The organism is Faecalicatena fissicatena (assembly GCF_016900595.1).
Classification (GTDB): domain Bacteria; phylum Bacillota; class Clostridia; order Lachnospirales; family Lachnospiraceae; genus Claveliimonas; species Claveliimonas intestinigallinarum.
Map to the genome: position 1 here is coordinate 18468 of NZ_JACLYY010000018.1, position 26594 is coordinate 45061.

Genomic DNA, 26594 nt, shown 5'->3' on the forward strand with positions numbered 1-26594 from the left:
TCAGGGGGATTGTTTGAGGCTTAAAATGGGATTTGGCGCGTTTTCATGCCTTCCGGCTATGAATCTGTATTCATAACAAGTATTTGCATCCGTGCTGACACTATGTCAGAATGTAGGTAAAGTCAATGGAGGGATGAAAATGCAGTATACAAGATTGGGAAACTCTGATTTGAATATCTCCCGCATCTGCATGGGGTGCATGGGCTTTGGAGACGCCGGAAAGGGACAGCACTCCTGGACCATCGATGAGGAGCACACAGGAGAGATCATCAAAAAAGGTCTGGAGGCGGGCATCAATTTCTATGACACGGCCATCGCCTACCAGAGCGGCACCAGCGAGCAGTACCTGGGCCGGGCGCTGAAGGATTTTGCGAAGAGGGATGAGGTGGTGGTGGCCACCAAGTTCCTGCCCCGCACGCCCCAGGAGGTGGAGGCCGGCGTCACACCCCAGGCCCATATCGAGAAGATGATAGACAAGAGCCTGGAAAATCTGGGCATGGACTATGTGGATCTGTACATCTACCACATGTGGGACTATGAGAGCTCTCTCTACGATATCATGGAGGGGCTGAACAATGTGGTGAAGGAGGGCAAGGCCAGATATATCGGTATTTCCAACTGCTATGCCTACCAGCTGGCCAAGGCAAACGCCCTGGCAGAGCGGGAGGGATTTGCCAAATTTGTCTCCGTACAGGGCCACTACAACCTGATCTTCCGGGAGGAGGAGCGGGAGATGGCAAAGCTCTGCCGGGAGGACAGCATTGCCATGACGCCCTACAGCGCCCTGGCGGGAGGCCGTCTCTCCAAGCGGCCGGGAGAGACCTCGAAGCGGTTGGAGGAGGACAGCTACGCAAAGCTGAAATATGACGGCACGGCAGCCCAGGACAGTGAGATCATCGCCCGGGTGGCTGAACTCGCGGACAAACGAGGCGTGTCCATGACGGAAATCTCCCTGGCCTGGCTGCTGACCAAGGTCACAGCCCCGGTGGTGGGAGCCACGAAGCTGTCCCATGTGGAGGGCATGGAAAACGCCACCAGGATCTGCCTGACAAAAGAGGAGAGAGACTATCTGGAGGAGCCCTACGTGCCCCACAGGCTGGTGGGAGTCATGGCACAGAACACAGCGGAGCAGGCGAAGGAGGACCATGTCTGGTCCACCGGCAGCCAGAAGCTGTAGTTGGAAGCAGCAGCCAGAAGCTGTAGCCGGAAGCGGCAGCCAGAAACGGAGGAGAACAGACATGAAGATCGTCATTTTACAGGGGAGCCCCAACAAAAAGGGCTCAACAAATATCCTGACAGAGGAATTTACAAGAGGAGCAAAGGAGGCGGGGCATGAGGTCCGCAGGTTTGACCTGACAGATCTTACCATCCATCCCTGTACGGGCTGTGTGGCCTGCGGGTACGAGGGGCCCTGCGTGCAGAAGGACGACAACCAGAAGGTGCGGGCAGCCATGCTGGAGGCGGACATGGTGGTCTTTGCCACGCCCCTCTACTACTGTGGCATGTCCGCCCAGCTCAAGATCGTGGTGGACAGGTTCTGCGCCTACAACAGCAGAATTACAAGAAAGCACATGAAGTCCGCCCTTCTGACCGTGGCCTGGAACAGCGACGGCTGGACCTTTGACGCGCTGGAGAGCCACTACCAGACACTGGTGCGGTATCTGGACTTTGAAGACTGCGGCATGGTGCTGGGCAGAGGCTGCGGAAGTCCGTCCATGACAAAGCACAGTCCCTACCCGAAGATGGCCTATGAGCTGGGACGGGGACTGTAGGTGGATGCGCTGCCTAACAGATGACCTGCTCCTTTAAGTACCGGTAAAAGGCCCCCGCCGCCGGCGAGAGCGTCTGGTACTTTTTCGTGACGATATACAGATCAACGGACAGCTCCGGAGTGATAGGGCGGAAGGTGAGATTCCGCCCTTTTGTATTTACCAGCCGGTCCAGGCAGAGGGCGTAGCCGATGCCGTGCTCTACCAGGAAGGTTGCGTTGTAGATCAGGTTGTAGGTCGCAACGACGTGGAAGACAGAGTAATCAGAACCAAACCAGTCCAGATCCTGATGCCCGGAAAAGGTCTGGTCGGAGAGGATCATGGGCAGGGTCTTCAGCTGATCGATATTGACAGCCTCCTGGGACGCCAGATCGCAGTCCGCCGGCATAAGAAGACCGTAGATGTCCTTCTGGTGTATGTTCAGATATTCGTATTTTTCCTGGCGGACCGGCCCAAGCAGAAGACCCATGTCGCAGAGCCCCTTGTCGATGCGGTCCAGGACGGCATCGGCATCGCCGCTGAAGGTATGTATTTTGACATCCGGATGCTTCCTGTGGAAATTTTCAAGAAAGCCGGCCAGTGTGTCCATGGCCACAGTCTCACCGCATCCGATACAGATGTCGCCGCACAGGCTTTCCGCGTCCGCGCGCATGGCTGTCTCAGTATTTTCCAAAAGCTCCAGAATTTCTCTGGCCCTGTCCCGGAAGAAGATACCGTCCTCTGTCAGAGTGATTTTGCGTTTTCCTCTGATAAAGAGCTGTTTCCCAAGTTGCTCTTCCAGCTCCATCATCTGTCTGGACAGAGTGGACTGGGTCACAAAGAGGGCATTGGCAGCGGCTGTAATGCTCCCTTCCCTGGCGATGGCGAGAAAATAGTACAGAAGCCTCGTTTCAATCATAATAGCATTCTCCTTTTTTGCTGATCCGCATGTTTTCTTCCATCCAGTATAGCTCTTTTTACCATTCCTGTAAACGATGGAAATGTATGATTATCAACTGTTTGTAATTATTGAGCCTGCTTTATATAATAAAAACAGAAAACAGAAAGGAAGTGTCGCTGTAATGAAAGAAAACAGAACTTTTATAGAGGATAAAACCTTTGATGAGGAGAGGGCTCTTTATGGAAGCCATGGGATCACGATCAGCCACTGTTCGTTTGACGGCCCGGCAGATGGGGAAAGCGCCTGCAAGGAGTCATCGGATATTGAGGCGGAGAGCTGTTACTTTAACCTGCGCTATCCATTCTGGCATGACCATGGCCTGAGGATCACGGAGTCCGAGATGACGGACAAATGCCGGGCGGCTCTGTGGTATTCGGACCATGTGGAGATCGCGGACACAAAGCTGCACGGCATCAAGGCGCTCCGGGAGTGCAGCGATATAGTGATCAGGAATTCAGATATTATTTCTCCGGAGTTTGGATGGTCCGTGAAAAATATCCGGATGGAGAACACAAAGGCCTCCAGCGAGTATTTTATGATGCGCTCTGAAAATCTGGCCTTTACCGATGTGGAGCTGACAGGCAAATACTCCTTCCAGTACATCAAAAACGCAGTCTTTGACCACTGTACATTTGACACAAAGGACGCTTTCTGGCACGCGGAAAACGTAGTTGTCAGAAACAGCACGGTAAAAGGAGAGTATCTGGGCTGGTATTCCAAAGGCGTGACATTCGAGAACTGCCGCATCATTGGCACGCAGCCGCTTTGCTACTGTCAGGGGCTGAAGCTGGTGGACTGTGAAATGGTGGACACGGATCTGTGCTTTGAGAAATCTGAAGTGGAGGCCAGGATCACCACGCCGGTCCTCAGTATCAAGAACCCGAAGGCCGGAATTATACAGGTTCCCTCTGTCGGGGAAGTGATCCGGGATGACGACAGCGCCATGGGACGGATCGAGCAGGAATGCGCTGCCTCGCGGGAATGTGCCTGACGGGACGGCGGACAGATCATAGAAGAAGGAGAAGACGGGCATGAACATGAATATAGAAGTAAACGAAACCGACATACAGGTGAAGCTATGTGAGAACAGCTCCGCCAGAGCCGTGGAGGAGCTGCTGCGGGACGGCCCGCTGACGCTGGAAATGAAGGACTTTGCCCACATGGAAAAGTTCGGAAGTCTGGGAGCGCAGCTTCCCGCAAATGATGAGCATATCACGACGGAGGCCGGAGATGTGATCCTGTCAGAGGGAAATCTTTTGGTCATCTACTATGCGCCGAACACATGGAATTTCACGCGTCTTGGGAAAGTGCAGAATTTGTCTGAAAAGGAGCTGAAGGATGTTCTGGGAAAGGGAAACATCCGGGCGACGCTCACAATAGAGGAAAAAATGGAGGGAAAAGAAGAAAGATGAAAGTGCTCACATTGAACAACCATGTGGATGTGCCCCAGCTGGGCTTTGGAGTGTTCCAGATCACAGACGAGGAGGAGTGCAAAAGGAGCGTCCTGACAGCGCTTAGGACAGGGTACCGCCTCATCGACACAGCCGCCTGCTACGGAAATGAGAGGGCTGTGGGCGAGGCTGTGAAGGAGAGCGGCATAGCCAGAGAGAACGTATTCCTCACATCCAAGGTGTGGATACAGGATGCGGGATATGAAAAGACTATGCGCTCCTTTGAAAAAACGCTGGAGAACCTGCAGACAGATTATCTGGATCTGTACCTGATCCACATGCCCTACGGGGATTATTACGGGAGCTGGAGGGCCATGGAGGAGCTGTACAAAAAAGGAAAGATCCGGGCCATTGGAGTCTGCAATTTTGAGGCGGACCGGCTGGTGGATCTGATCCTGAACAGCCAGGTCGTGCCCGCTGTGGACCAGGTGGAGCTCCACCCCTTCTGCCAGCAGAAAAAGCTGCGGGAGGTCATGTACCACTATGACATCACCCCCATGGCATGGGCCCCGTTTGCGGAGGGGAGAGACGGGATCTTTACAAATGAGACGCTGGAGGCCATAGGGCAGCAGTACAGGAAAAAGCCATCCCAGGTAATCCTGAGATGGCTTCGCCAGAGCAATATTATCGCCATTCCCAAGTCCGTCCACGCAGAGCGGATCGAGGAGAATTTTGACATTGATCTCTTCAGGCTGGAGGACGAGGATCTGATCCGGATCAGCCAGATGGACAGAGGGGAGAGTCAGATACTGGATATCCGCAGTCTCCTGGAGGTGTACCGGCTTTTCCATATCCGGTTTGACCAGTAGGCGTAAGGCCCGGAGAACCAGGCCCGGAGCATCAGGCCCAGGTGAAGTGCTCCTTCCCGGCGCCTGCCTCAAAGTGGTACCTGACAATGCCGAGATCTATTTTTGTGTAAAATCCCATGCCGGCTCTGACGGATACCTTGTCTTCTGCCAGAGTGAACTGGAATTTCTGTTGGTTCATGGCTGTGGGTGCCAGAAGGGCGGCCTCGACGCCGGCTGTAAACCAGTCCGGCGCGGGGCCGTCTGTCTTTGTCACCTTTTCCATGGCCTTTGACCTGTGGGGAACGCCCTGGGTTTTTCCGTAGCCGATGGCGATGACGGCGCACAGCTTTTCGCCGGCAGCCACAGTAAAGGCGGAGGACACTTTGCTGTACGTGAGCGCGACCCAGCAGGTGTTCAGCCCCAGCTGCTGGGCCTTCAGCACAAGCCTCTCCCCGTAGTACCCGCAGGTCTCCTCCAGATCCGGGCCCTTTTTGCCCACCAGTGCCAGGTAACTGGTCACTCCTCTGAAGCTTCCGTAGTGGGCAAGAAATCCCTGAAAAGCCTTGGGCTCATTTGTCACGAGCTGGATGTGGAGGCCGCTTTTCCTATTGCAGGCGGTGATCTCCTCCTCCAGAGGGCGGATCACATCCTCCCCCAGGGGCTTATCTGTGTACTGGCGCACGCTGTGGCGCTGTCTGATTGCTTCCATGATAGTCATCATTGTTTCGTTCCTCCTTTGGTTCATCAGATTAAACCATTATACCATGTATTGCGGCCTGCGCCACATTGGTAAAGAAAATCGAGACGGATTGGGACGGAGGCAGACCGGAATACGAGGCGGACCGGGGCGATTGCAGTTTTTCAGGTCCCTGTGATAAGATAGAGAAAGACAGAAAGCGCCGCGAGGGCGGAAGAATATGGGGCGGAAGGACATGACAAAGCACAGAGCAAAGTACAAAGGAAATCTGGCGGAAGGGCTCCGGAGCCTTTCCCTGGAAGAGGGGGAGAACAGGACCTCAGTCCCCTATATGAAGGTATACCGCGTCGCATCGGAGACGATACCCATGCCACGGACAGACAATTCCTATCTTTACATTGTGGCGGATGGGTCCATGCGCCTCTACACGTCCTCCGGCATCATGGACTACGAGGCGGGACAGTATTCCATATCCCAGATTGACACGCCCCTTGCCGGACATGTGCTGACATTTCCAGAGGAGAACGCCACTGCCTTCATGGCCGCCCACATCCGAAGAGAGCTCATCTTCCACATGCTCTGCGGGTCCTGCGGGAAACAGTTCCTTACCAGCGTCATCAATATCTCCCAGGCTGGGGAGATATACGAGGCGAACAGCTGGATCAAGAAAAATTTCCGGAAATCCTTCACAGTGGAGGAGCTGGCCCAGCAGAACAATATGAGCGTGTCCCTCTTTCACCAGAAATTCAAGAGCGCCGTGGGGATGGGGCCTCTCCAGTGCCAGAAGAGGCTGCGGCTGACGGAGGCCAGGAGGCTTATGATGGACGAGAACAAAAACGCCACGGAGGCGGCCATGGAAGTGGGCTATGAGAGCTCTTCCCAGTTTGCGAGAGATTACTGGAAAATGTTCGGCGCGTCGCCAAAGGAGGACATCCTTTCGAAGAAACAGGCAAATTTTCTGTAGAAACGGGCAAGCGCAGCGAGATATTCACTGTTAAAATGATCATCAGAACAGAAGATTGGAGGAATGACAGATGATTTTAACAGATGAATTGTGCGATAAGCTGTGCGTGGCAGCCCGCGAAAAGAGCAGGGAGGTGGGCATAGACATCAGCTTTGCCGTGTGCGATGAGAGCGGGCTCCCAAGGGTGTACCGCCGGTACGGAGAGGCCCTGGTCCTCAGCATCACCCTTGTGCCGGGAAAGGCCTACACAGCGGCAGTGACACAGTGCAAGACAAAGGATGTGGCGGCATGCGCGGCGGAGGGAGCCTCCCTCATGGCCATCCAGAGCAATGACCCGAAGATCACGCTTGTGTCCGGCGGTTACCCTCTTTTCGTGGACGGAAAGATTGCAGGAGGCATCGGCGTAGGCGGCGGCACAGAGGAGCAGGACTGCGAGATTGCCGAGTATGTCGTGTCTGTATTTGAGCAGGAGACAAGATAGCCCTGCGCATCGATAAGAATTCTCATATCACTTGTATCCTTTTTTCAATTGTGCTATCCTTTTTATATCCCCCATGGGGGGATATAAAAAGGAGGCTGATATCATGAACCAATCCCACACACAGGCGAATACTGATACTCACACACATGCCAATATCCATACCCACATCCATACTCACACCCACACGGAGACGAAAAAGGTCCTGGACCGTCTCTCCCGGGCCATAGGCCATATGGAAGCGGTCAAAAAGATGGTGGAGGAGGGGAGGGACTGCTCTGAGATACTGATCCAGATCGCGGCAGTCAGGTCTGCTGTGAATAATGTAGGAAAAATCATCCTAAAGGACCACATCGACCACTGCGTTGTGGATGCTGTGGAGACAGGGGACAGGAAAGTGCTGGAGGACCTCTCGGAAGCTATCGACCGGTTTGTCAAATAGGGGGTGGGAGCGTGAAAGAGAGTGGAAGAGGAAGTCTTTCTGTTTTCTGGGCTGTGCTGGCAGCAGCTCTCTACGCAGTCAACGCCCCGGTGGCCAAGCTGCTACTTGAGGACGTGGAGCCGGCCATGATGGCGGGCCTTCTGTATCTGGGGGCCGGGGCCGGCATGCTCCTTCTGGGGATTGCCCGCAGGGGGACAGGCAGAGGAGGGGAGGAGAAGCGGCTTGCGAGAAGGGACCTGCCCTACACGGCAGGGATGATCGCTCTGGATATTGCCGCGCCTGTTTTTCTCATGTTCGGCCTTACCATGACCACGTCGGCCAACGCCTCCCTGCTCAATAATTTTGAGATTGTTGCGACCTCTGTTGTGGCCTTTTTTATCTTCAGGGAGAAAATCAGCCGCCGGCTGGGACTGGCTGTGGGTTTGATCACTCTGTCCAGCATGCTGCTGTCCTTTGAGGATATGAGCAGTCTTGACTTCTCAGCGGGCTCCCTCCTTGTGCTTGCGGCCTGCGTCTGCTGGGGCTTTGAAAACAACTGCACCAGGATGCTGTCCGGGAGTGACCCGCTGGAAATCGTGGTCGTCAAGGGGCTGGGTTCAGGCATGGGCACACTGCTGATCGCCCTCCTGTCCGGGGAGCATTTCCCGGCGCTTTCTGATATCCCCCTTGTCCTGCTGCTGGGATTTGTGTCCTACGGGCTGAGCATTTTCTTCTATGTATATGCCCAGCGCTGTCTGGGTGCGGCGAGGACAAGCGCCTACTACGGGATAGCCCCGTTTATCGGCGTGCTGTTCTCTTTCCTCATTTTCGGGGAGCTTCCGGGAGGCTTTTTCCCGGCTGCGTTTGTCCTCATGGTACTGGGAGCGTATCTGGCGACGGAGAAAATCAAGTAAAGATCGTAGTTGCGTTTATCAGATAATGTTTTAAGGCATGGAAAAACCGCCCTTGTACTTTGGCGAGTAAGGGCGGTTTTACAACTAAACTTACCGGTCAACCACTTTATAGCGACTGCCCCGTTTACGTCTATACTATAGCATAACGGGTGGAGTGGGGCAAGAAGCAGGTATCTGACGATTGAGAAAATTACATAAAAAGAAGACATATGGTTGCCTGATAGTTACTGTCTGTGGTAATATGTCTACAAGGACAACCGTGTTACAGGGTGGCTGACCTCTATTCTACATAGAATGGGGGTGATGCTGATGGGCAAGAAACATTTTGATTTTAAGGATCTCATGGCCTTTGGAATGTTCATCCTTGCATTGCTGACATTCGTATTTACGTTTATCAGATAATGTTTTAAAGCATAGAAAAACCACCCCGAAACTTTGACTAAAAGGGGTGGTAATTCTATTACTCATTAACTGGTCAACCACTTTGTGGCGGCTGTCCTTTTTACATCTCTACTATAGCACACCGGGCGGTATGGTGCAAGAAGTACTTTGATTTTAAAGACCTCATGGCCTTTGGAATGTTTATCCTCGCATTGCTGACATTCGTATTTACGTTTATCAGATAATGTTTTAAAGCATAGAAAAACCACCCCGAAACTTTGACCAAAGGGGTGGTAATTCTATTACACCATATGTAGGTCAACCACTTTGTGGCGGCTGTCCTTTCTACATCTTTACTATAGCACACCGGACGGTATGGCGCAAGAAGTTCATTACATGTCTAAGGCTGTTTATAAGGCATAAAACTGCCCACCACCGATTTTTTAATAATTCAGAAACAAAATATAAACATTTCAGTAATACACGGTATTCATACTGAGAGCACGTAAGAAATGGAGGGACAGGACGATGATACACATTCTTGTGGTGGAGGATGACGAGAGACTGAACCATATCGTCTGCACATATCTGAGAGACAGCGGCTTTGAGGCGAAGGGGTGCCTGAACGCGGAGGACGCCTACGAGGAGATGTATGGTCAGCTCTATGAGCTCATCATCTCAGATATCATGATGCCGGGGATCGATGGCTTTGAGTTTGCCAGGACGGTGAGGAAGGTGAACCAGAGGATCCCCATTCTCTTCATGTCCGCCAGGGACGATCTTCCCTCCAAGCAAAAAGGGTTCCAGCTGGGGATAGACGACTACATGGTGAAACCGGTGGATCTGGACGAGATGGTGCTCCGGGTGCGGGCGCTTCTTCGGAGAGCCAATATTGAGATGGAGAGAAGGATTACAGCGGGGAACCTTACACTGGACGCGGACGGCATGAGCGCTGAGGTGGACGGGGAGGAGATCCCGCTTACCACCAGGGAGTTCAACATTATTTACAAGCTTCTCTCCTATCCGAAGAAGACATTTTCCAGGGCTCAGCTTATGGATGAGTTCTGGGATGTGGACAGCGACACGAGTCCCCGGGCTGTGGACGTGTATATGACGAAGCTTCGGAACAAGCTGTCAGGCTGCGATGGATTTAAGATCGTCACTGTGCGCGGCCTGGGCTACAAGGCGGTGCTGCAATGAGAAATGAGAACGGGAAATCTATAAGAGGACAGGAGGGCGGGGAGGTCAGACGCGTCATAAAGGACAGCCTTTTCCCGGTTTCCCTTTTTGCCATTTATCTGGGCGTGCTCTTTCTGATGTCCGGAATTCACGAGGGGCTCCTCGTCCTGATGAATAAAAGGGGATGGAATGAGATCATCCAGACAGCTGTTCCCATGCTCTACTGGGGCGCTGTGGCTGTGGGGCTGACTCTGTTTACAAGAAAAAAAATCAAAGATACGTATGAGGCACCCCTCCACAGGCTGGCAAAGGCCACACGGCAGGTGGCGGGGGGCGATTTCTCCGTGTATGTGCCCACAGTGCACACGGCGGACAGGCTGGACTATCTGGATGTGATGATCCTGGATTTCAACAAGATGGTGGAGGAGCTGGGGAGCGTGGAGACGCTGAAGACAGACTTTGTGTCCAATGTCTCCCATGAGATGAAGACCCCCATCGCCGTCATCAAGAATTATGCGGAGCTTCTCCGGACGGGAAATGGGACGGCGGAAGAGAGACAGGAATATGCCAGGAATATCGAGGCGGCGGCGGGCAGGCTGTCAGACCTGATCAGCAATATCCTCCGCCTGAACAAGCTGGAGAACCAGCGCATTGACCCGGAGATGGAGACCTGCGACCTGTGCGCCCAGCTGGAGGAGTGTATCCTCCAGTATGAGGAGCTGTGGGACGAGAAGGATCTGGAGCTGGAGATAGAGATGGAGGACAGGGCCTTTGTGCAGGCAGACAGGAGCCTGCTGGAGCTTGTGTGGAACAATCTGCTCTCCAATGCGGGCAAATTTACAGAGCCCGGAGGCACGGTGACCGTGCGGCAGAGAACAGTAAAAGGGTATGTGGAGGTGTCGGTAGCCGACACAGGATGCGGCATGGCCCCGGAGAGCCTGCGGCACATTTTTGACAAATTTTATCAGGGGGACACCTCCCACTCCAGAGAGGGGAATGGCCTGGGGCTGGCCCTTGTGCGCAGGATCCTCATCCTCATGAACGGAGAGATACAGGTGGAGAGCAAAGAGGGAGAGGGGAGCGTATTTACAGTGAGGCTGCCCAGGACAGAGGAGAGAGAGGACAGAAACAGGATAACAGGGAACAGGATAGCCGGGGATGAGAAAGACGTGGAGGTGACGGAGCTTTGACAGGAGAGAGCAGAAGAGGATTTACAGCCTACGAGTACAAGGAGGTGCTGGCTGATGCCGGGCAGGTCTCCTTTCTCATAGACAGCTATGAAAATTTCGGGTGGGAGCCGGATGAGAATGTCATGCCCGGAACCCTGGAAAAATACCCGGAGAGGGCAGGTAGGGGCGGACACGGGAAAACGGTGCTGCGCCTGAAGCGGGACAGAAGGATCGTCAACAAGACGGAGCTGACCAGGCTCCAGCGCAATTTTGAGGCCTGCGCGGAACAGATCGGGAGACTGGAGAAGGCAAAGACCTCCCGCCCCTCTGTGATGGCTCTGACTGTGGGCGTCATCGGGACCGCGTTCATGGCCGGATCCACCTTTGCGGTGACGGCAGACCCGCCCCGCATTATTTTGTGCATCATCCTGGCCATTCCGGGATTTCTCGGCTGGGCGGCGCCCTGGTTCCTGTACAGAAGCGGGGTGCGCAGAGAGACGGAGAAGATCAATCCTCTGATCGAGGAAAAATATGACGAGATTTATGAAATCTGCGAGAGGGGGAACAGGCTGCTGAACTAGGGCGGCCGGTTCCCCTTTTAAAATATATGGATATGGACAGAAGCTGGAAGAAGCGCTATCATAAAAGAAATCAGATAGCTGTCTGTTAACGGCAGCGCATAATCTTTGAGAAAGAAGGAATAAAAGGTGTGGCTTTTCTATGCCGCAGGCTCCGCCTTTTTTGCCGGAGTCACATCGATCCTGGCAAAATGCGGGATCAGGAGAACAAATTCAACAGTGGCCACAGCGGTCCGCACGGTGGTCATACTGGTCTTTTCGTGGGGCATCGCGCTGGCCGCCGGCTCGGTGGACCAGCTACGGGATGTCAGCGGGAGAACCCTTTTGTTCCTCATTCTGTCCGGGGCGGCCACGGGGGCGTCCTGGCTCTGCTACTTTAAGGCTCTGCAGACAGGGGATATCAACAAGGTGGTGCCGGTGGACAAGTCCAGCACGGTTCTCACCATCCTTCTGGCCCTCATCTTTCTCGGGGAGGGGATCTCGCTGGCCAAGGCGGCGGCCGTGGCCGTCATAGCGGCGGGCATCTTCCTCATGATCGAGAAAAAGGATGTGGAGGAGGCGAAGGAGGACAGAAGGGGAAGCTGGTTCGTCTACGCCGCGGGCTCCGCCTTTTTCGCCAGCCTGACTGCCATCCTGGGGAAAATAGGCATCACAGGTGTGGAGTCCAACCTGGGAACCGCCATCCGCACCTGCGTGGTGCTGGTCATGGCCTGGATGATGGTGTTTGTCCAGGGGAGACAAAAGGAGGTGCGGGATATCCCGGGAAGAGAGCTCCTCTTTATCTGCCTGTCCGGGGTGGCCACGGGGGCGTCCTGGCTCTGCTATTACCGGGCCCTCCAGGAGGGGCCGGCCAGCATCGTGGCGCCCATCGACAAGCTGAGCGTCCTTGTGACGGCCGTATTTTCCTATTTTGTCTTCGGGGAGAGGCTTGGCCGAAGATCCGGGGCAGGGCTCGTCCTTCTGACCGCCGGGACTGTGGCCCTGGCTTTCCTCTGATTTTTTCTTGCGTCTTTGTATGGATCAGATCGCTGAAATGGGCCTTTTTCTTACTGCAGCTTCTTTTTATATTCCGTTCCCCACTGCTCCATGGCGTCCAGGATGGGCTTCATGGACTCGCCAAGAGGGGAGAGGGCGTACTCCACTCTGGGAGGTACCTCCGGGTAGACGGTGCGGGTGACGATCCCGTCCTCCTCCAGAGCACGGAGGCTGTCCGTCAGCACCTTCTGGCTGATGCCCACCAGATTTTTCCTGAGCTCGTTAAAGCGCCAGGGGCGCATAAAAAGGTTGCGGAGGATCAGCAGCTTCCACTTGCTGCCGATGAGCTGGACCGTGGTGGCTACCGGGCAGGCCGGCAATTCTTCTTTTGTCTTCATACAGATCACCTCAACTGTTGTCGTAGTCTATAATTCACTTAATAGTTTAAAAAAGAATGTTACATTCTGATTATAGTGTAGTATCCCGGATGGCGCAACAGGGGAGATGGATCTGCCGGGACAGAGCTGCCGGGAGATGGCGCTGCCTGAGGTCTGTGGGTTACCTTGGAGTAACCAGGTAACAAAAAAGTGCGCGCTTTTTGCTTGTAATCATCTGTGATACAATCAGAACATAGAAGAGCACAGGAGGCAGAATAACATGTTCACAGGTATACTGACACAGGCCAGAGAAGAGACAGATGAACAGAAGCTACACCGTCTGAAGAAAGCCCTTGAGGAGGCAGAGGCGGTTGTCATCGGCGCCGGGGCCGGACTTTCCACATCCGCCGGCTTTACCTACAGCGGCGAGAGATTTGAGAAATATTTTAGTGACTTTGAAAACAAATATCATTTCCATGACATGTATTCCGGAGGGTTTTATCCCTACAGTACGCTGGAGGAGTACTGGGCCTACTGGAGCCGCCATATCTGGCTGAACCGATATGTGGATGCGCCCAGGCCGGTGTATGAGGAGCTGCTGGAGCTGGTGAAGGACAGGGATTATTTCGTCCTCACCACCAACGTGGACCACTGCTTCCAGAAGGCGGGCTTTGACAAGGAGGGGCTGTTCTATACCCAGGGAGACTACGGGCTCTTTCAGTGCATGGAGCCCTGCTGCCAGGAGACATGGGACAACGAAAAGGCGGTCCGGGAGATGCTGGAGAGCCAGGAAAATATGCGTATCCCCTCCGAGCTGGTTCCCCACTGTCCCCACTGCGGCAGGCCCATGACCATGAACCTGCGGGCAGACGACAGCTTTGTGCAGGACGAGGGGTGGTACAGGGCGGCTGAGAGATACAGCCGCTTCCAGAGGGAGCACGAGGGGATGAAGATCCTCTACCTGGAGCTGGGGGTGGGCTACAACACCCCGGTGATCATCAAGTACCCCTTCTGGAAGATGACCCGCCAGAACCCGGAGGCAGTGTACGCCTGTATCAATTACGGGGACGCGGCCGCGCCGAGGGAGATAGCGGAGCAGTCTGTCTGTATTGACGGGGATGTCGGGGATGTGCTGAAGAGATTAAGATAGAAAAAACCTATTTAAAATTATAAGATATAAGTATTTGCTATCCGGAGGCGGGAGACGTATAGTATCCTTAGTTAATAAAGCCGAAAAAGAGGTGAAACGGGATCATGTATCGTTTGTCAAAGGATGAGGTGGAGCAGAACCTGAAGGCTGCCGGCTGCAATGCGGAGATTATCAGAGAATTTTTTTCTTATGAAAAGGAAGATGGCGCGGAGAAGCAGAGGGCGCTGCTGGAGGAGCACCGAAAAACATTGTTAAATCATGTGCATACAGAAGAAAAGAAGATATCCTGTCTCGATTACCTGATTTTTCAGCTGGACAGGGAGCACGCGATGTAGAGAGGATATTAAAAAATGCAGACAGAGACTGGATTTTCACAGTCTGTCTGCATTTTTTGCGATCAGCGGTCAGGATTCATCCGGGGAGTCCTGTGGCGTCAATAAGTCCCGCAGCACTTCGAGAAATTTTTCGGCGGGCTTTGAAAATAGCTGATATTTTTTCCAGATAATGCTCATCTTGTTTTCCAGCTTCGGCTTCAGCGGGCGGAAACAGAGCCGGCTGCCGCTGGTGTTGACGATCTTGTCATAGCCTATGGCGTAGCCCAGGCCTTCGTCCACAAGGAGAGAGGCGTTATAGAGCAGGTTGTAGGTGGCTATGATATTCAGGTCAGAGGGTTCGCTGCCGATCCACTGCGTCAGGCTGCCGCCCTGGTATTCCTGCTGGGAAAGGATGAGAGGCTTGTCCTTGAGGTCGTCCGGAGAGATATTCTCTCTGTCTGCGAGAGCGGAATCCCTGCGCATTAAAACGCCCCACGTTTCCGAATAAGCGGTCTCCAGCGCATTGTATTTTGTCAGATCCACGTCGCCGAACACAATGCCGAAGTCGATGAGTCCCTTGTCCAGGTACTCAAAGACATAGGCGGCGTTCCCGCTGGAGATGTGGTAGTGGATGCCGGGATGCTGGCTTTGCAGTGTCTGAGCTGCCCTGGCAATTACCCGGATGCCGTCTGTCTCCCCTGTGCCGATATAGACATCGCCCATGATAATGTCATCGCTCATGGTGATCTCATTTTCTGCCCTTCTGACAAGATCCAGTATTTCTTCCGCCCGCTTCTTGAGGATCATTCCCTCTTCTGTGAGCGTGACCTTCCGGGAGCCCTTTGTCCCCCGGATGAGAAGCTGCTTGCCAAGCTCCTCCTCCAGCCCCTTGATCTGTGTGGAGAGTGTAGGCTGGGAGAGATGAAGAGTCTCGGCGGCATGCACAATGCTCTGCTCCCTTGCGATCGCAAGAAAATAGTTGAGGACACGCAGTTCCATAATGTTTTCCTTTCTGTCATCTGGCGCTGTACGAAGATTTGATTTTCCTAATATTATATAGACTTTCTGTCAAAATCACAATGCCAAACCCCAAAAAAGAATAATTTTTAGCTATGGATATGTATCATATATAAGTATTTGTTATTCTTAATCAAACCTGCTACATTGAACTTGTAGAAAATATGCAGGAGGTTTTGTTGAAATGAAAAAAGGCTTGATCTTAATTTTGACAATAGGAGTTTTCAGCATTATCAATACGGAGATGGGGGTGGTGGGCATCCTTCCTCTGATTTCCCAGAATTATGGGGTGACGGTGGCGACGGCGGGTCTGCTCGTCAGCATGTTTGCGCTTGTGGTGGCCATATCAGGCCCCACGATGCCTCTTTTTTTCTCGGGAGTAAACCGGAAAAAGGTTATGCTCCTTGTCCTGAGCGTGTTTACGGTATGCAATGTGATCTCGGCCTTTGCATCGGCCTTCCCGGTGGTTCTTGTCACCCGGGTGATCCCGGCGTTTTTCCAGCCGGTGTACGTATCCATGGCCATGTCAGTGGCGGGCTCGTCGGTGTCGGAAAAGGACGCGCCGAAGGCCGTGTCCAGGGTCATGATAGGTGTGTCTGCGGGCATGGTCCTGGGAGTGCCTGTGGTGAGCTATATCTCAAGCATGACCTCCCTGAGAGTCGGTATGCTGGTTTTCGCAGCGGTCAATGCAGTGGCCCTGATCGCCACCATCTTTGTGGTGCCGGATCTCCCGGTGAAGGAAAGGCTGTCCTATGGGTCTCAGCTGAGCGTGCTCAGGGAGGGCAGGACGTGGCTGTCTATTTTAGGAGTAATGTTCTTAAATGGCTCTGTGTTCGGCGTGTACAGCTATCTTTCTGAATATATGGAGACAGTGACCCGGCTGTCCGCGGGACTGATCAGTATCCTTCTCCTTGTATACGGTCTGTCCAATATCATAGGGAACCTGATCGCGGGCAGGATGCTGAGCAGCCGTCCGCTGGGCTTTGTGGTCACATTCCCCTTCCTGCTGGCGGCAGTGTATGCGGTGCTGTTCTTTCTCGGATCCTTTACCGTTCCGATGGCAGTCCTGACCTTTGTGTGGGGCGTGCTTGCCGGTGCCGCGGCTAATATCAACCAGTACTGGCTTGCGACGGCAGCGCCGAAGGCGCCGGATTTTGCCAACGGGCTCTTTCTCGCTTCCACAAACCTTGGGACGACAGTGGGGACCTCCGTGTGCGGCTTCTTCCTGTCCGGTCTGGGGACGCGGTACATTGTCCTGGGAGGCATCCTCTTCATCGCCTGCGCCTTTGTGCTGATCACCCTGAGAGTGCGCATGGAAAAAGGAGGTGAAGCATATGGAAAGGTACAGGATCACGCCGATAAAGGCCGGAAGTCTGCTCTATTACCGCGGAGGCTTTACGGCCGATCAGGAAGAGTATAAGACAAAGGAAGAATTTCCGATCCTGATTTTCCTGATTGAGGGAGGAGGACGGAAAATTCTGGTGGATACCGGCGGCGGAGACCCCGGGCAGATGCGCCGGTATGGCCATGCGCCCTGCAGGAGAGAGGAGGAGGAGCGGCCGGATCTGGCGCTCAGAAAAAGGGGAGTCGATCCGGATGAAATCGACACGGTCATCCTGACACATCTGCACTGGGATCACTGCCATAACAACCATTTGTTTCCACGGGCTGAGTTTATTGTCCAGAAAAATGAGCTCTTAAATGCAGTGTATCCTCTGCCAAAATTCAGAGGTATGTACGAGACCTTTGACACCGGGACAATCCCTCCCTGGGCGAGGCAGAAGACAAAATGGCGTATCATAGACGGTGAGCAGACACTCTGCGACGGGATCCGGCTCCTCCTGCTGCCGGGGCATACGCCGGGACTTCAGGGAGTTCTTGTGGATACGGCGGAGGGCCCCCGGCTGCTGGCATCGGATGCGGTTCCTCTATATGAGTGCATAGAGGGCCTGGGACAGGGAATATACGGGATTAGCAGTCTGTGCGATGATCTGAGGGCTTTTACCCGAACCTTTGACCGGATGAGAGAGCTTCGGAAAGAAGGCGTGGAAATCATCGCAGGCCATGATTTCCTCACCCTTGAGAGGTTTGCGTGACTTATAAAATTGATTTGAAAGGAAAGGAGCAAAAATTATGGATGCAAAATTATTAGACGGAAAGACAGCGATCATCACAGGGGCAAGCTATGGAATGGGACGCTCCATGGCAGAGCTTTTGCGGAGGAAGGAGCCAGCGTGGTGGCGGATGTCTGCTCCACGGAGGATACAAAGAAGGTGTTTGAGGCGGCCCTGAAAGAATTCGGGGATGTGGACATCCTGATCAACAACGCTGGCATCGGTGAGCAGAAAATGATCGACGAGACGGACGACGAGTGGATGAAGTACGTCATGGACACCAATCTGGGAGGCCCCATGAGGTATATCCGGGAGGCGCTGAAGATTTTCCTTCCGAAAAATGACGGCGTGATCATCAATATCTCTTCTGTAAACGGGACAAGGCCGTTCTGCGGCGCAACCTACACATCCACGAAAGGCGCCCTGAACACGCTGACCAAGAACGTGGCTATGCGCCTGATCGACACCAACATCCGCTGCAATGCCGTTGCGCCGGGAGCCACCGTCACACCGGCTCATCTGGCCAATAAGGCAGGAGAGCAGCCGGGAGGAGCAAAGATGCTTGAGTATAGCGGCCACTTTGTATACTTCCCCGGCCCGGAATGTGATCCCATGGATCAGGCCTATGCCTGCCTGTTCCTGGCCAGCAAGATGGGAAAGGCCGTGAAGGGACAGGTCCTTCAGGTATGCAACGGAGCGTTCCTGTAAGAAATCAGCCACAGCCAGACAGAAAATGAAACACAGGTGGGAACAGAGCCCGCAGGGCAGGAGTCTGCGGGGCAAAATGACAAGGAGGAGACAGCTATGGACAGAAAAATGACTGTGGAGGTGGGCGGCAGCCAGTTTACCGCTACCCTGGAGGACAACGAGGCGGTGGACGCGCTGGTGCAGATGATGGAGGAAAATCCGGTCACCATCCAGATGAGCGACTATGCCGGCTTTGAGAAGGTGGGAAGCCTGGGAGCCAGTCTCCCGACAAGCAACAGCCAGACCACGACCCAGGCCGGGGATATTGTGCTGTATCAGGGAAATCAGATCGTGATCTTCTACGGCTCCAATTCCTGGAGCTACACAAGGCTGGGCCGGATTGACGACCTGACAGGCTGGGAAAGCGCGCTGGGGAACGGTGATGTGACCGTGACATTTTCACTGGAGGAGTAGAGGATGAAGATCATTGTGTTTAACGGAAGCCCTAGGCCGCAGGGGAATACGGCCGCCATGGTGGAGGCCTTTGCGAGGGGAGCCGGAGAAAGCGGCCATGAGGTGACGGTTGTCGACGTGTGCAGAAAGAAGATCGCAGGCTGCCTTGCCTGCGAATACTGCCACAGCAAGGGAAACGGGAAATGTATCCAGCAGGATGACATGCAGGAGATTTACCCGCTGCTGGACGAGGCGGAAATGATCGTGCTGGCGTCCCCGGTATACTATCACGGATTTACCGGGCAGCTCCAGTGCGCCATCAATCGCATCTACGCATTGGATAAGCCGAAGCATCTGAAGAAGGCGGCCCTGATCCTCTCCTCCGGCAGCGACCACGTATACTGCGGCTGCTTTTACGAATATCAGAATTCTTTCCTGAATTATCTGAAGCTGGAGGATATGGGGATTTTCACGGCCTTTGACAGGCAGAATAAATCGCCTGAAAAGCTGGAGGAATTATATCAATTCGGGAAGGGTCTGCAGTAAACTCGGAATGTACAGATATTTTTTTTGGACAGAATGTGCGGATATTTTTGAGGCATATATTGACACAATGTCAAGATAATGCTATATTACAGGTGTTGACACAATGTCAAAAACGGAAAGGAAGGTAATCATCATGAAGAAAAACATTGGATCAGCATTAGCTTTATATCCGACTCCGGTTGTAGTGGCAGGCGCCATGGCGGGAGACAAACCGACCTGGACGCTTGTGGCTCATGTGGGCATTATCGGACACGACAGAATTCTGGTCAGCCTGGCCTCTGCTCATTATATCAATCAGTTCATCAAGGAGAGCGGCAAGCTGACCGTCAACCTTGTAGACGAGAGCATGCTTCCGGAGGCGGACTTTGTGGGATCAGTCAGCGGAGGCAAGACTGACAAGTCGGAGGTGTTTGCATATGAGCTGGGAGAGTCCGGCGCGCCGGTGATCAGCAAGGCTCCCCTGACAATGGAGTGCTCTGTGGTGGATGTCTACAATACAAACGGATTTGAGAGCTTCATCTGCACTATTGACAACACCTATGTGGAGGAGGAGCATCTGACTGAGGCGGGCAAGATCAACTATCAGACCCTGAAGCCGGTTCTCTTTGATTTCCCGGCCTATGAATATCTGAAGACCGGCGAAGTCATCGGAAAATGCCTGTCCTTCAAGAAGGATCTCCAGGCATAAATTAGTTAAGAGAAAGGGAGAGCGCGATACAAAGGGACGGCCATTTGACACAATGTCAGGATATCGCTATAATAAATTGCAGTAAGGCCATGAAAAATCATGGAAAAATGATGAAAAGGAGCGTGTCAATTATGCCGAAAGGATCCCCGGAGCTGACCAGGGCGAGAAAGGAAGAGATCATCAACGCCTGCGCAGAGCTCTACGAGACCATGAATTTTAAGGATGTGACCCTCAAGGAGGTGGGAGCGAAGACATCCTTTTCCCGCACCCTGATCTATTATTATTTCCACACAAAGGAAGAGATCTTTCTTGCGCTGATACAAAGGGAGTACGAGGCCTGGATCCGGGATCTGAATTCCATGAAGGAGAGCCATGAGGAAATGACTGTCGAGCAGTTCTCCGATGAGCTGGCTCATTCTCTGGAAAGGCGGGAAAGGCTGCTGAAGCTGATGTCTATGAATCACTATGACATGGAGAGCAACAGCAGGATGGAGAACCTTGTCGCGTTCAAGGAGGTGTATGGGAATTCCATGCGGACCGTTGCCGGCTGCCTGGAAAAGTTCTTCCCCTATATGACGGCGGATGACAGGCAGGGCTTTATCTATGCCTTTTTCCCGTTCCTCTTCGGAGTGTACCCGTACACGGTCGTGACGGATAAGCAGAGGGAGGCCATGGAGCTGGCCCATGCAAATTATGTGTTCCTCTCCATCCACGATATTATAAAATCCATTGCGGTCAGATTGCTGCAGGGGTTTAAGGAAGACTGAATTCATAATTCAGAAACATTTCAAAAACATTTCTCAAACAAAAAGAATGTAAGATAAGGCGGAAAAAATACGATGAGTCGTTTTGTCTGGGAGTGATACCGTGAAAAAACCGCATCTTCCGGCCTTAAGGCCGGTGTGGAGGATACTCTTATATCTGGCCACCGCTGTCTTTGCCGCTCTGTCTATCGCATGTGCGGCCCTTGTGGGGATGTTCCCGGAAGAGGCCGCTGTTGTTTTTTACGGAACCGCGGCTGTGACCCTTGCCTTTTCCTGCTGCTATCTGTTCAGAGACCTGCGGAGGCTGAAACGATTCCTGCGGGAGCTTGCCAGGAAAGTCCGGCCTGCGAACCGCTGGATAGAGGACAAAAAGTACCGGACAGGCCTGGCCGCCGCAATGGGGATACCTGTCAATGTGGCTATTGCCCTGTACAGCGGCGTGGTGGCGGCGGTAGCTGACTCCGCCTGGCTCGGCACCCTGTGCGCCTACTATCTGCTCCTGGGGATCATGCGGGCCTACTGGATCGCCCAGCACCTGGAGGAGACCGGGCTGGACGGGCGGGGACGCATTAAGATTAAGATAAAGAAGACCCCGGAGAGAAAAATACGGAAATACTACGGCATTATGTTTGTCATCATGTCCTTTGTGCTGGGCGGAGCGGTCATCCTCCTGATCAACCTGGAGGGCGGGAAATCCTATCCGGGCTACACCATCTACGTGGCGGCTGCCTACGCCTTTACAAAGATCAGCCTGGCCATCTGGAATACTGTCTCAGCGGGCAGAAAAAAGGAGCAGTCCTGGATCATCATCCGCAGCATCGGCCTGGCCGACGCCGCCGTGTCCATCCTGTCCCTTCAGACGGCTATGTTCGCCTCCTTCTCCATCGGGAAGGAGGCCTTCAATTCCACGATGAACGGTATCACCGGGGCGGTGGTCAGTCTGATCACCCTGGTGACGGGTATCTTCTATCTGGCAGCCTCCCGCGGGAGCGGGACGGAACGCCGGAACCCGGACTGAGCGGGAGAGCAAACTTTTTAGGAGTCTTCCTGTGTGAAAATCTCAGGGTGGGCGCTCTCATAGGCCCGGCGGATGTCTTCCGGCATCTCCTTTGGCCTCATGGAGCCCACTCTTTCTTCATTGCCATCCTTTATGGCTTCCTCGTAATACCAGCATTTGAAATTAATCATGTCCAGGGTCTGGCTCAGCCGCCGGATCTCAGCCTCCACAGCGGCCTTCTGGCGCAGGAAGAGCTCCCGGCGCTTAGGGTAGGTGCTGCTGCCCTCTGTGCACCATTCCATGAACTGCTTGATATCCCGGATCTCCATGCCGGACTTTTTCAGGCACTCGATCACACGCAGGGCCTCCAGCTCGGTCTCCGCAAATCTGCGGATGCCGGAGGAGCGCTGCATGTTCGGGAAGAGCCCCTCCTTATCGTAATAGCGGAGGGTGGATACGGGCAGATCGAACATTCTGGACACCTGACCGATGGTGTAGTACATATGACTGCCTCCTTAAAAATTTTTAAAAATTTAATCTTGACCTAAAGTTAAGTTTAGGTTATATGATGAGTTTATCAGAGATAAGAGGCTCTGTCAAATTAAATTGTATGTCACTGAAAAATACAGATCTAAAAGTAGAGAGAAGGAGAAAGTTCAATATGGAAGATGTATTAAAGCTGACAGAAAAATGGGATAAGACATTTCCAAAAAGTGAGAAGGTAGATCACCGCAAGGTGACCTTCCATAACCGATACGGCATCACCCTGGCGGCTGACCTGTACGCGCCGAAGGGGGCGGAGGGAAGGCTGCCGGCTATCGCTGTGTGCGGGCCCTTTGGGGCGGTGAAGGAGCAGGCCTCCGGATTGTACGCACAGGAGATGGCAGAGAGAGGATTTCTCACGATCGCCTTTGACCCCTCCTTTACAGGGGAGAGTGGGGGAACGCCCAGGTATGTGGCCTCCCCGGATATTAACACGGAGGATTTCCAGGCGGCAGTGGACTTCCTGTCGGTTCAGGACAATGTGGATCCGGAGCGGATCGGGATTATTGGAATTTGCGGTTGGGGCGGCATGGCTCTAAATGCAGCTGCTATCGACACAAGGATCAAGGCCACAGTATCCTCCACCATGTACGACATGACCCGGATCAACGCCAAGGGTTACTTTGATGCTGCGGACAGCGAGGAGGCCCGACACGAGACACGCCAGGCTCTGAATGCCCAGAGGACCGAGGATTATAAGAACGGCACCTACGCCAGGGCAGGCGGCGTAGTGGATCCTGTTCCGGAAGACGCTCCTTTCTTTGTGAAGGATTACTATGACTATTACAAGACAGACAGGGGATATCATGCCAGATCCCTCAACTCCAACGATGGATGGAACGTGACCTCCTCCCTGTCTTTCCTGAACATGCCGATCCTGCAGTATATCCAGGAGATCAGGAGCGCTGTGCTCCTTGTCCATGGGGATAAGGCTCATTCCTGCTATTTCAGCCGGGATGCCTACGAGAAGCTGACAGGAGACAACAAGGAGCTGATGCTCATTCCCGGTGCGGTGCACACGGATCTCTATGACAGGAAGGATATCATCCCCTTTGACAAGATAACAGAGTTCTTCCGGAAATATTTCGGGTAAAGCTGATGCCCTTGTCGGACACCCGGCTGTGGGTGGAGCAGGGCAATCGGCTTCCTGACAGTGACCCTCTGGTGGCAGGAAAGATCCGGCTTGCCCTTGAGAGCGGAGAGAGACTGGAATATCCGGTCTCCTTCCGGCGGCTCACCGGGAATGTGGCCGCCCTCTACCAGGTGGAGGGAAGATCCCACGGGTACCAGTTCCCCAGATATGTATCGGACATGGACCCTTCGTTTCTGAGCGGGATTGCCGCTTCGACTGCCGCCTGGGACTACGCGTCGGACATCTCAGCGCTTACAGAAGAGGAGGAGAGCCGCCTTTACGGGGATTATTATAATGAAAAAATCAAAGCGGACATGGAGGGGATGCTGGAGAAGCTCTTCTCCTCCGGGGACAGATACCCCACCTACAGCAGCCACCCGGCTGTGCGGGAGCTGGCCCGGGAGAGGATGGAGGATGCGGAACGGCTGAAGAGGAGCCTCTACGCATATAACTATTATGACAAGTGGTACCGGATCAGCTACGGCGGCGTCTATCTGAGCGAGCTCCTCTTTTTCCACGGAGACCAGATCGCGAAGGACATGACAGCGGAAACGCTGACAGACCAGCTTTTATCCGCCCCTGCCGGGCAGCGGGACACGAACTAGGCCCACGCTTTCTACAGCAGTGTGCTGAAAAATTATACAGGCCAGGAGCTGACAGATTTCCTGGGCAGCCTGTCCGCAGGCATTGCCGGCTATGAGGATCCAAACGACTGGTTCAGTGACAGCTTTGCGGGTGTTCTTGTGGAGCAGGCGGCCCAGGGAGATGAGAAGGGCCTGATCCGATGGCGCGTATGGGATAACCTGTGCGGCCTGGAGGAGAGGAGAAAAAGCCTGGTGCTCCACATTCTGACAGCTCCTCAGGAGGATATGTATATGATCTCCGTGCCCTCCCAGCTCCTTGTGGGCAGCATGAACCGGTATCCGGAGTATCTTGTGAAGGATGGCCGGGAGAGGGAGCGCATCCGGCAGATAGCAAAGGCCTATGCGGAAAAGATGGGGATTTTCTACGGCGTCTCCTCCAGGTGGATGAGCAGCGCGGCCCGGCAGCTGAACAGCTTTGTAAATGTGCAGTATGATACCAGGCTGGGCTTCCCGGGAGGCGGAGCTGTGTCCCCGGGCATACAGGAGAAGGGGACTACGGCGGATCCGGTCATGAAGTGGGTGTACGAGGCAGGGCATATGCTCAGCGCCCTCAACGACAGCGCCGCCGTGGCGGACGGCAGCATCGTCATCTGGATGCACACCCCGGCTCTGGGGACAAGCGACTATATTTTCTTTACCTTCAGCCACGAGACGGCCCACAACCAGGACGGCAGATATTTTTACGGCGGCGCCGGCAGGAGAAAAGGGACCGGCGGGGAGGCCCATGCGGATGGCAACATAGCTCAGGAGATGCGGGACGGCATCATGGTATTCAACATTTCCAGGGTCAATGACATGGGAACAGAGATGACAAACAACTTCAGCTATGAGAGGATCGACTCTGCGGAGAAGGTTCACAGCTACTACAGGGAGATGTTTGACACAGGCTACGCGCTGGACTATCTGGCGGCCCAGGCCTTCTTCCAGCTGACGCCCCGGCAGCAGGCGGCGGTGGCCGTGACGGCGGAGCACACGCCCGGAGGAGAGGACTCCATGAGCACAGTCTACAGGAGACTGACAGAGGAGGAGGCCGCCTCCATGGATCTAAGGAGCATGGAGGCCCTGTGGGACAACCGGATCTCCATCCGGACCGGCGCGTCCTACCCGGAGAAGGTAGGGACGGCCACAGACGGAAGCTACGGATTTGAGTCCTTTTACACTATGAACTGGTACCAGTCGCACAACGACCAGGGCTCGCCGGACACCCACTCCTTCAAGCGGCTGGGACAGGAGATGCTGGGGCTGGCAGGCTACGAGAAGGGCTACATGGTCTATATGTCTGCTCTCAGTGAGAACGACCTGGACGCCCTGCGAAAGATCACCGGCGACCCGGGCATTACGTGGGAATCGTACAAGCTGGGGCGCTACAGGGAGGCGGCGCAAAGGGTGGATGAGATCCCCTATTTTGACAAGGATGAGATCATCGCCCGGTTCCGGGCGGCCTTTGAGGAGGACGCGGCTAATGGCAATACGGAAAGGAGCACTGATCTGAAGCGGACTCTCTACGGTATCGTCAAGCGTGTGACCGGCGATTTCAGCCAGGGAGGCATTTACCAGAGCCCTGCTGTGCACACTGTCTCCTCGGCGGAGGAGCTGGTCCGGCTGGCCGCGGACAACCCATACGGGTACTATCGGCTGGATGAGGACCTGGATTTTGGCGGTCTGGAGCTGTCCGGCGGAAGCTATATCCCGGAGCGGTTTATGGGTGTGCTGGATGGAAATGGACACCAGATCACAGGTCTGCAGGGCCCTCTTTTCGGCAATCTGCAGTATACGCTGGTCAGAAATCTGACCATCCTCTCTGAGGAGGGCTCTGACGTCCAGGCTCTTTTGGCCGGAAGGTCCGGGAGGGTGCTGCTGGAGAATGTGACTGTGGAAGCCGGGACCGAAGAAGATGGAACCGCAGAAAACGAGGCAGTGGAAGATAAGGCGGCGGAAAATGAGACAGTGGAAAATGGAGCCGCGGAAAACATGACTGAGGAGGGTGTGGCTGCGGAGGATGAAGCCATAAAGGAGCCGGACTCCATCGGCCCTGATGCCGGCGGGCCGCAGGACAGTGACAAGGCCGGGGAAGAAATGCCCGGAGAAGAAACGACTGACAAATCCCCCTGACAGGGGACGAGGAGAAGAAGGCACTGGCCTCCGCGGCCCGGAAAATGAACAGAAATATAGAGAGGGTACTGTAGGAGAAATCCTGCTTAAGGGGCGCCTGATCCAAAGAAAGGGAGGGAGGACATGGAGACAGGTCAGAGCCGCGCCGACATGCGGAAAAAGTACGGGGGCATGTCCCACAGGGAGCTGGCGAGGTACATGCGAAGAGAGCTGAAGGAGTATAAAAAGTACAAGCAGGATAAATAGAAAATGATATAGAAGAGGACTTAATGCCATGCAGTCTCTGAGAGGCTGTGGAATTAAGTCCTTTTTGTTGTTCATGGTGTTTCCTGCCTGTCTTTGGCTCCCTTTT

General features: G+C 54.0%; 32 protein-coding genes. 27 read left to right on the forward strand and 5 right to left on the reverse strand.

Going from position 1 to position 26594, the window contains the following annotated elements; all coding sequences use genetic code 11:
- The first annotated feature begins 139 nt into the window (after positions 1-139).
- Together H7U36_RS14105 and H7U36_RS14110 are read left to right on the forward strand one after the other, a co-directional pair.
- Positions 140-1177: an aldo/keto reductase gene (locus H7U36_RS14105; protein WP_191493397.1), complete on the forward strand. Its 1038-nt coding sequence runs from the start codon at positions 140-142 to the stop codon at positions 1175-1177.
- A gap of 61 nt (positions 1178-1238) precedes the next feature.
- The gene (locus H7U36_RS14110) at positions 1239-1772 is read left to right on the forward strand and encodes a flavodoxin family protein (protein ID WP_191493396.1); all 534 of its coding nucleotides are present in this window, start codon (positions 1239-1241) and stop codon (positions 1770-1772) included.
- Positions 1773-1785: 13 nt separating this feature from the next.
- Here H7U36_RS14110 and H7U36_RS14115 read toward each other — a convergent pair whose 3' ends face one another.
- Positions 1786-2667, reverse strand: coding sequence for a LysR family transcriptional regulator (locus H7U36_RS14115; RefSeq protein ID WP_052083913.1), 882 nt, complete (start codon positions 2665-2667; stop codon positions 1786-1788).
- A gap of 163 nt (positions 2668-2830) precedes the next feature.
- On the opposite strand from H7U36_RS14115, the gene H7U36_RS14120 reads away from it, so the two are divergent.
- Genes H7U36_RS14120 through H7U36_RS14130 form a run of 3 tightly spaced genes read left to right on the forward strand, consistent with a single transcriptional unit; the run spans position 2831 to position 4969 of the window.
- Positions 2831-3700 carry a DUF3737 family protein gene (locus H7U36_RS14120; RefSeq protein WP_191493395.1) on the forward strand — a complete coding sequence of 290 codons (870 nt, stop codon included), beginning with the start codon at positions 2831-2833 and terminating at the stop codon, positions 3698-3700.
- A 40-nt stretch (positions 3701-3740) separates the two neighbouring features.
- The gene (locus tag H7U36_RS14125) at positions 3741-4121 is read left to right on the forward strand and encodes a cyclophilin-like fold protein (protein ID WP_243426780.1); all 381 of its coding nucleotides are present in this window, start codon (positions 3741-3743) and stop codon (positions 4119-4121) included.
- The gene (locus H7U36_RS14130; RefSeq protein WP_191493394.1) at positions 4118-4969 is read left to right on the forward strand and encodes an aldo/keto reductase; all 852 of its coding nucleotides are present in this window, start codon (positions 4118-4120) and stop codon (positions 4967-4969) included. Before H7U36_RS14125 ends, H7U36_RS14130 begins: the two co-directional genes overlap by 4 nt.
- A 31-nt stretch (positions 4970-5000) precedes the next feature.
- Here H7U36_RS14130 and H7U36_RS14135 read toward each other — a convergent pair whose 3' ends face one another.
- Positions 5001-5666 (reverse strand): nitroreductase family protein, encoded by a 666-nt coding sequence (locus tag H7U36_RS14135; RefSeq protein WP_191493402.1) that lies wholly within the window; start codon positions 5664-5666, stop codon positions 5001-5003.
- Positions 5667-5880: 214 nt separating this feature from the next.
- Between H7U36_RS14135 and H7U36_RS14140 the strand changes: the two genes are divergently transcribed.
- The 8 genes from H7U36_RS14140 to H7U36_RS14175 all read left to right on the forward strand — a co-directional run bounded on the left by H7U36_RS14140 (position 5881) and on the right by H7U36_RS14175 (position 12725).
- The gene (locus tag H7U36_RS14140; RefSeq protein WP_205156366.1) at positions 5881-6609 is read left to right on the forward strand and encodes a helix-turn-helix domain-containing protein; all 729 of its coding nucleotides are present in this window, start codon (positions 5881-5883) and stop codon (positions 6607-6609) included.
- 70 nt (positions 6610-6679) lie between these two features.
- The gene (locus tag H7U36_RS14145) at positions 6680-7090 is read left to right on the forward strand and encodes a GlcG/HbpS family heme-binding protein (RefSeq protein WP_052083915.1); all 411 of its coding nucleotides are present in this window, start codon (positions 6680-6682) and stop codon (positions 7088-7090) included.
- 103 nt (positions 7091-7193) lie between these two features.
- Positions 7194-7529 carry a metal-sensing transcriptional repressor gene (locus H7U36_RS14150; protein ID WP_052083916.1) on the forward strand — a complete coding sequence of 112 codons (336 nt, stop codon included), beginning with the start codon at positions 7194-7196 and terminating at the stop codon, positions 7527-7529.
- Between the two features lie 11 nt (positions 7530-7540).
- A complete protein-coding gene (locus tag H7U36_RS14155) occupies positions 7541-8422 on the forward strand; it encodes a DMT family transporter (RefSeq protein WP_205156367.1) in 882 nt (293 codons plus the stop codon).
- A gap of 909 nt (positions 8423-9331) precedes the next feature.
- On the forward strand, positions 9332-10003 hold the full coding sequence (locus H7U36_RS14160; RefSeq protein ID WP_138304366.1) for a response regulator transcription factor: 672 nt from the start codon (positions 9332-9334) through the stop codon (positions 10001-10003).
- Positions 10000-11172, forward strand: coding sequence for a HAMP domain-containing sensor histidine kinase (locus H7U36_RS14165; RefSeq protein ID WP_052083917.1), 1173 nt, complete (start codon positions 10000-10002; stop codon positions 11170-11172). Before H7U36_RS14160 ends, H7U36_RS14165 begins: the two co-directional genes overlap by 4 nt.
- Complete coding sequence (locus H7U36_RS14170; RefSeq protein ID WP_033125011.1) at positions 11169-11732, forward strand: hypothetical protein; 564 nt, start codon at positions 11169-11171, stop codon at positions 11730-11732. The genes H7U36_RS14165 and H7U36_RS14170 overlap by 4 nt, the downstream gene beginning before the upstream one ends.
- Positions 11733-11858: 126 nt before the next feature.
- Positions 11859-12725 carry an EamA family transporter gene (locus H7U36_RS14175; protein WP_033125012.1) on the forward strand — a complete coding sequence of 289 codons (867 nt, stop codon included), beginning with the start codon at positions 11859-11861 and terminating at the stop codon, positions 12723-12725.
- A 50-nt stretch (positions 12726-12775) separates the two neighbouring features.
- Here H7U36_RS14175 and H7U36_RS14180 read toward each other — a convergent pair whose 3' ends face one another.
- A complete protein-coding gene (locus H7U36_RS14180) occupies positions 12776-13102 on the reverse strand; it encodes a winged helix-turn-helix transcriptional regulator (protein WP_033125013.1) in 327 nt (108 codons plus the stop codon).
- A 259-nt stretch (positions 13103-13361) separates the two neighbouring features.
- Here H7U36_RS14180 and H7U36_RS14185 point away from each other — a divergent pair, with 259 nt between their 5' ends.
- Positions 13362-14231: an SIR2 family NAD-dependent protein deacylase gene (locus tag H7U36_RS14185; RefSeq protein WP_205156368.1), complete on the forward strand. Its 870-nt coding sequence runs from the start codon at positions 13362-13364 to the stop codon at positions 14229-14231.
- Between the two features lie 104 nt (positions 14232-14335).
- A complete protein-coding gene (locus H7U36_RS14190) occupies positions 14336-14566 on the forward strand; it encodes a hypothetical protein (RefSeq protein WP_033125014.1) in 231 nt (76 codons plus the stop codon).
- A 69-nt stretch (positions 14567-14635) separates the two neighbouring features.
- Here the strand turns inward: H7U36_RS14190 and H7U36_RS14195 are convergent, their stop codons facing one another.
- Positions 14636-15544, reverse strand: coding sequence for a LysR family transcriptional regulator (locus H7U36_RS14195; RefSeq protein WP_191493392.1), 909 nt, complete (start codon positions 15542-15544; stop codon positions 14636-14638).
- 202 nt (positions 15545-15746) lie between these two features.
- On the opposite strand from H7U36_RS14195, the gene H7U36_RS14200 reads away from it, so the two are divergent.
- From H7U36_RS14200 to H7U36_RS14235, 8 genes are all read left to right on the forward strand, one after another.
- Positions 15747-16982, forward strand: a complete 1236-nt coding sequence (locus tag H7U36_RS14200; protein ID WP_191493391.1) for an MFS transporter — start codon at positions 15747-15749, stop codon at positions 16980-16982.
- Positions 16897-17658, forward strand: coding sequence for an N-acyl homoserine lactonase family protein (locus tag H7U36_RS14205; protein ID WP_052083920.1), 762 nt, complete (start codon positions 16897-16899; stop codon positions 17656-17658). The genes H7U36_RS14200 and H7U36_RS14205 overlap by 86 nt, the downstream gene beginning before the upstream one ends.
- Positions 17659-17799: 141 nt before the next feature.
- On the forward strand, positions 17800-18384 hold the full coding sequence (locus H7U36_RS14210; protein WP_205156369.1) for an SDR family NAD(P)-dependent oxidoreductase: 585 nt from the start codon (positions 17800-17802) through the stop codon (positions 18382-18384).
- 96 nt (positions 18385-18480) lie between these two features.
- Positions 18481-18837 carry a cyclophilin-like fold protein gene (locus H7U36_RS14215; RefSeq protein WP_191493390.1) on the forward strand — a complete coding sequence of 119 codons (357 nt, stop codon included), beginning with the start codon at positions 18481-18483 and terminating at the stop codon, positions 18835-18837.
- A gap of 3 nt (positions 18838-18840) precedes the next feature.
- The gene (locus tag H7U36_RS14220; RefSeq protein WP_191493389.1) at positions 18841-19362 is read left to right on the forward strand and encodes a flavodoxin family protein; all 522 of its coding nucleotides are present in this window, start codon (positions 18841-18843) and stop codon (positions 19360-19362) included.
- 133 nt (positions 19363-19495) lie between these two features.
- On the forward strand, positions 19496-20050 hold the full coding sequence (locus H7U36_RS14225; protein ID WP_205156370.1) for a flavin reductase family protein: 555 nt from the start codon (positions 19496-19498) through the stop codon (positions 20048-20050).
- A 131-nt stretch (positions 20051-20181) separates the two neighbouring features.
- Positions 20182-20817: a TetR/AcrR family transcriptional regulator gene (locus H7U36_RS14230; RefSeq protein ID WP_033125018.1), complete on the forward strand. Its 636-nt coding sequence runs from the start codon at positions 20182-20184 to the stop codon at positions 20815-20817.
- Between the two features lie 100 nt (positions 20818-20917).
- The gene (locus H7U36_RS14235; RefSeq protein WP_033125019.1) at positions 20918-21832 is read left to right on the forward strand and encodes a hypothetical protein; all 915 of its coding nucleotides are present in this window, start codon (positions 20918-20920) and stop codon (positions 21830-21832) included.
- Positions 21833-21849: 17 nt separating this feature from the next.
- Here the strand turns inward: H7U36_RS14235 and H7U36_RS14240 are convergent, their stop codons facing one another.
- On the reverse strand, positions 21850-22314 hold the full coding sequence (locus H7U36_RS14240; RefSeq protein WP_033125020.1) for a MerR family transcriptional regulator: 465 nt from the start codon (positions 22312-22314) through the stop codon (positions 21850-21852).
- 158 nt (positions 22315-22472) lie between these two features.
- On the opposite strand from H7U36_RS14240, the gene H7U36_RS14245 reads away from it, so the two are divergent.
- The 4 genes from H7U36_RS14245 (at position 22473) to H7U36_RS15350 (ending at position 26488) form a co-directional block, all read left to right on the forward strand.
- Positions 22473-23447, forward strand: coding sequence for an alpha/beta hydrolase (locus H7U36_RS14245; RefSeq protein WP_033125021.1), 975 nt, complete (start codon positions 22473-22475; stop codon positions 23445-23447).
- A gap of 5 nt (positions 23448-23452) precedes the next feature.
- Positions 23453-24091 carry a ZmpA/ZmpB/ZmpC family metallo-endopeptidase gene (locus H7U36_RS14250; RefSeq protein WP_191493388.1) on the forward strand — a complete coding sequence of 213 codons (639 nt, stop codon included), beginning with the start codon at positions 23453-23455 and terminating at the stop codon, positions 24089-24091.
- Between the two features lie 21 nt (positions 24092-24112).
- Positions 24113-26242 carry a ZmpA/ZmpB/ZmpC family metallo-endopeptidase gene (locus tag H7U36_RS15565; protein ID WP_191493387.1) on the forward strand — a complete coding sequence of 710 codons (2130 nt, stop codon included), beginning with the start codon at positions 24113-24115 and terminating at the stop codon, positions 26240-26242.
- A gap of 123 nt (positions 26243-26365) precedes the next feature.
- Entirely contained in the window at positions 26366-26488 is a 123-nt protein-coding gene (locus tag H7U36_RS15350; protein ID WP_255349841.1) for a hypothetical protein, read from the forward strand.
- The last annotated feature ends 106 nt before the right edge of the window (positions 26489-26594 follow it).

Bases quoted from the DNA above. Each gene is read 5' to 3' on its own strand.
- H7U36_RS14245 (WP_033125021.1), top strand. From the start codon at position 22,473: ATGGAAGATGTATTAAAGCTGACAGAAAAATGGGATAAGACATTTCCA.
- H7U36_RS14225 (WP_205156370.1), top strand. From the start codon at position 19,496: ATGAAGAAAAACATTGGATCAGCATTAGCTTTATATCCGACTCCGGTT.
- H7U36_RS14120 (WP_191493395.1), top strand. From the start codon at position 2,831: ATGAAAGAAAACAGAACTTTTATAGAGGATAAAACCTTTGATGAGGAG.
- H7U36_RS14130 (WP_191493394.1), top strand. From the start codon at position 4,118: ATGAAAGTGCTCACATTGAACAACCATGTGGATGTGCCCCAGCTGGGC.
- H7U36_RS14205 (WP_052083920.1), top strand. From the start codon at position 16,897: ATGGAAAGGTACAGGATCACGCCGATAAAGGCCGGAAGTCTGCTCTAT.
- H7U36_RS14215 (WP_191493390.1), top strand. From the start codon at position 18,481: ATGGACAGAAAAATGACTGTGGAGGTGGGCGGCAGCCAGTTTACCGCT.
- H7U36_RS14140 (WP_205156366.1), top strand. From the start codon at position 5,881: ATGACAAAGCACAGAGCAAAGTACAAAGGAAATCTGGCGGAAGGGCTC.
- H7U36_RS14220 (WP_191493389.1), top strand. From the start codon at position 18,841: ATGAAGATCATTGTGTTTAACGGAAGCCCTAGGCCGCAGGGGAATACG.
- H7U36_RS14145 (WP_052083915.1), top strand. From the start codon at position 6,680: ATGATTTTAACAGATGAATTGTGCGATAAGCTGTGCGTGGCAGCCCGC.
- H7U36_RS14165 (WP_052083917.1), top strand. From the start codon at position 10,000: ATGAGAAATGAGAACGGGAAATCTATAAGAGGACAGGAGGGCGGGGAG.
- H7U36_RS14185 (WP_205156368.1), top strand. From the start codon at position 13,362: ATGTTCACAGGTATACTGACACAGGCCAGAGAAGAGACAGATGAACAG.
- H7U36_RS14250 (WP_191493388.1), top strand. From the start codon at position 23,453: ATGCCCTTGTCGGACACCCGGCTGTGGGTGGAGCAGGGCAATCGGCTT.
- H7U36_RS14200 (WP_191493391.1), top strand. From the start codon at position 15,747: ATGAAAAAAGGCTTGATCTTAATTTTGACAATAGGAGTTTTCAGCATT.
- H7U36_RS14240 (WP_033125020.1), bottom strand. From the start codon at position 22,314: ATGTACTACACCATCGGTCAGGTGTCCAGAATGTTCGATCTGCCCGTA.
- H7U36_RS14150 (WP_052083916.1), top strand. From the start codon at position 7,194: ATGAACCAATCCCACACACAGGCGAATACTGATACTCACACACATGCC.
- H7U36_RS15350 (WP_255349841.1), top strand. From the start codon at position 26,366: ATGGAGACAGGTCAGAGCCGCGCCGACATGCGGAAAAAGTACGGGGGC.
- H7U36_RS14160 (WP_138304366.1), top strand. From the start codon at position 9,332: ATGATACACATTCTTGTGGTGGAGGATGACGAGAGACTGAACCATATC.
- H7U36_RS14230 (WP_033125018.1), top strand. From the start codon at position 20,182: ATGCCGAAAGGATCCCCGGAGCTGACCAGGGCGAGAAAGGAAGAGATC.
- H7U36_RS14190 (WP_033125014.1), top strand. From the start codon at position 14,336: ATGTATCGTTTGTCAAAGGATGAGGTGGAGCAGAACCTGAAGGCTGCC.
- H7U36_RS14115 (WP_052083913.1), bottom strand. From the start codon at position 2,667: ATGATTGAAACGAGGCTTCTGTACTATTTTCTCGCCATCGCCAGGGAA.
- H7U36_RS14195 (WP_191493392.1), bottom strand. From the start codon at position 15,544: ATGGAACTGCGTGTCCTCAACTATTTTCTTGCGATCGCAAGGGAGCAG.
- H7U36_RS14105 (WP_191493397.1), top strand. From the start codon at position 140: ATGCAGTATACAAGATTGGGAAACTCTGATTTGAATATCTCCCGCATC.
- H7U36_RS14180 (WP_033125013.1), bottom strand. From the start codon at position 13,102: ATGAAGACAAAAGAAGAATTGCCGGCCTGCCCGGTAGCCACCACGGTC.
- H7U36_RS14125 (WP_243426780.1), top strand. From the start codon at position 3,741: ATGAACATGAATATAGAAGTAAACGAAACCGACATACAGGTGAAGCTA.
- H7U36_RS14135 (WP_191493402.1), bottom strand. From the start codon at position 5,666: ATGACTATCATGGAAGCAATCAGACAGCGCCACAGCGTGCGCCAGTAC.
- H7U36_RS14110 (WP_191493396.1), top strand. From the start codon at position 1,239: ATGAAGATCGTCATTTTACAGGGGAGCCCCAACAAAAAGGGCTCAACA.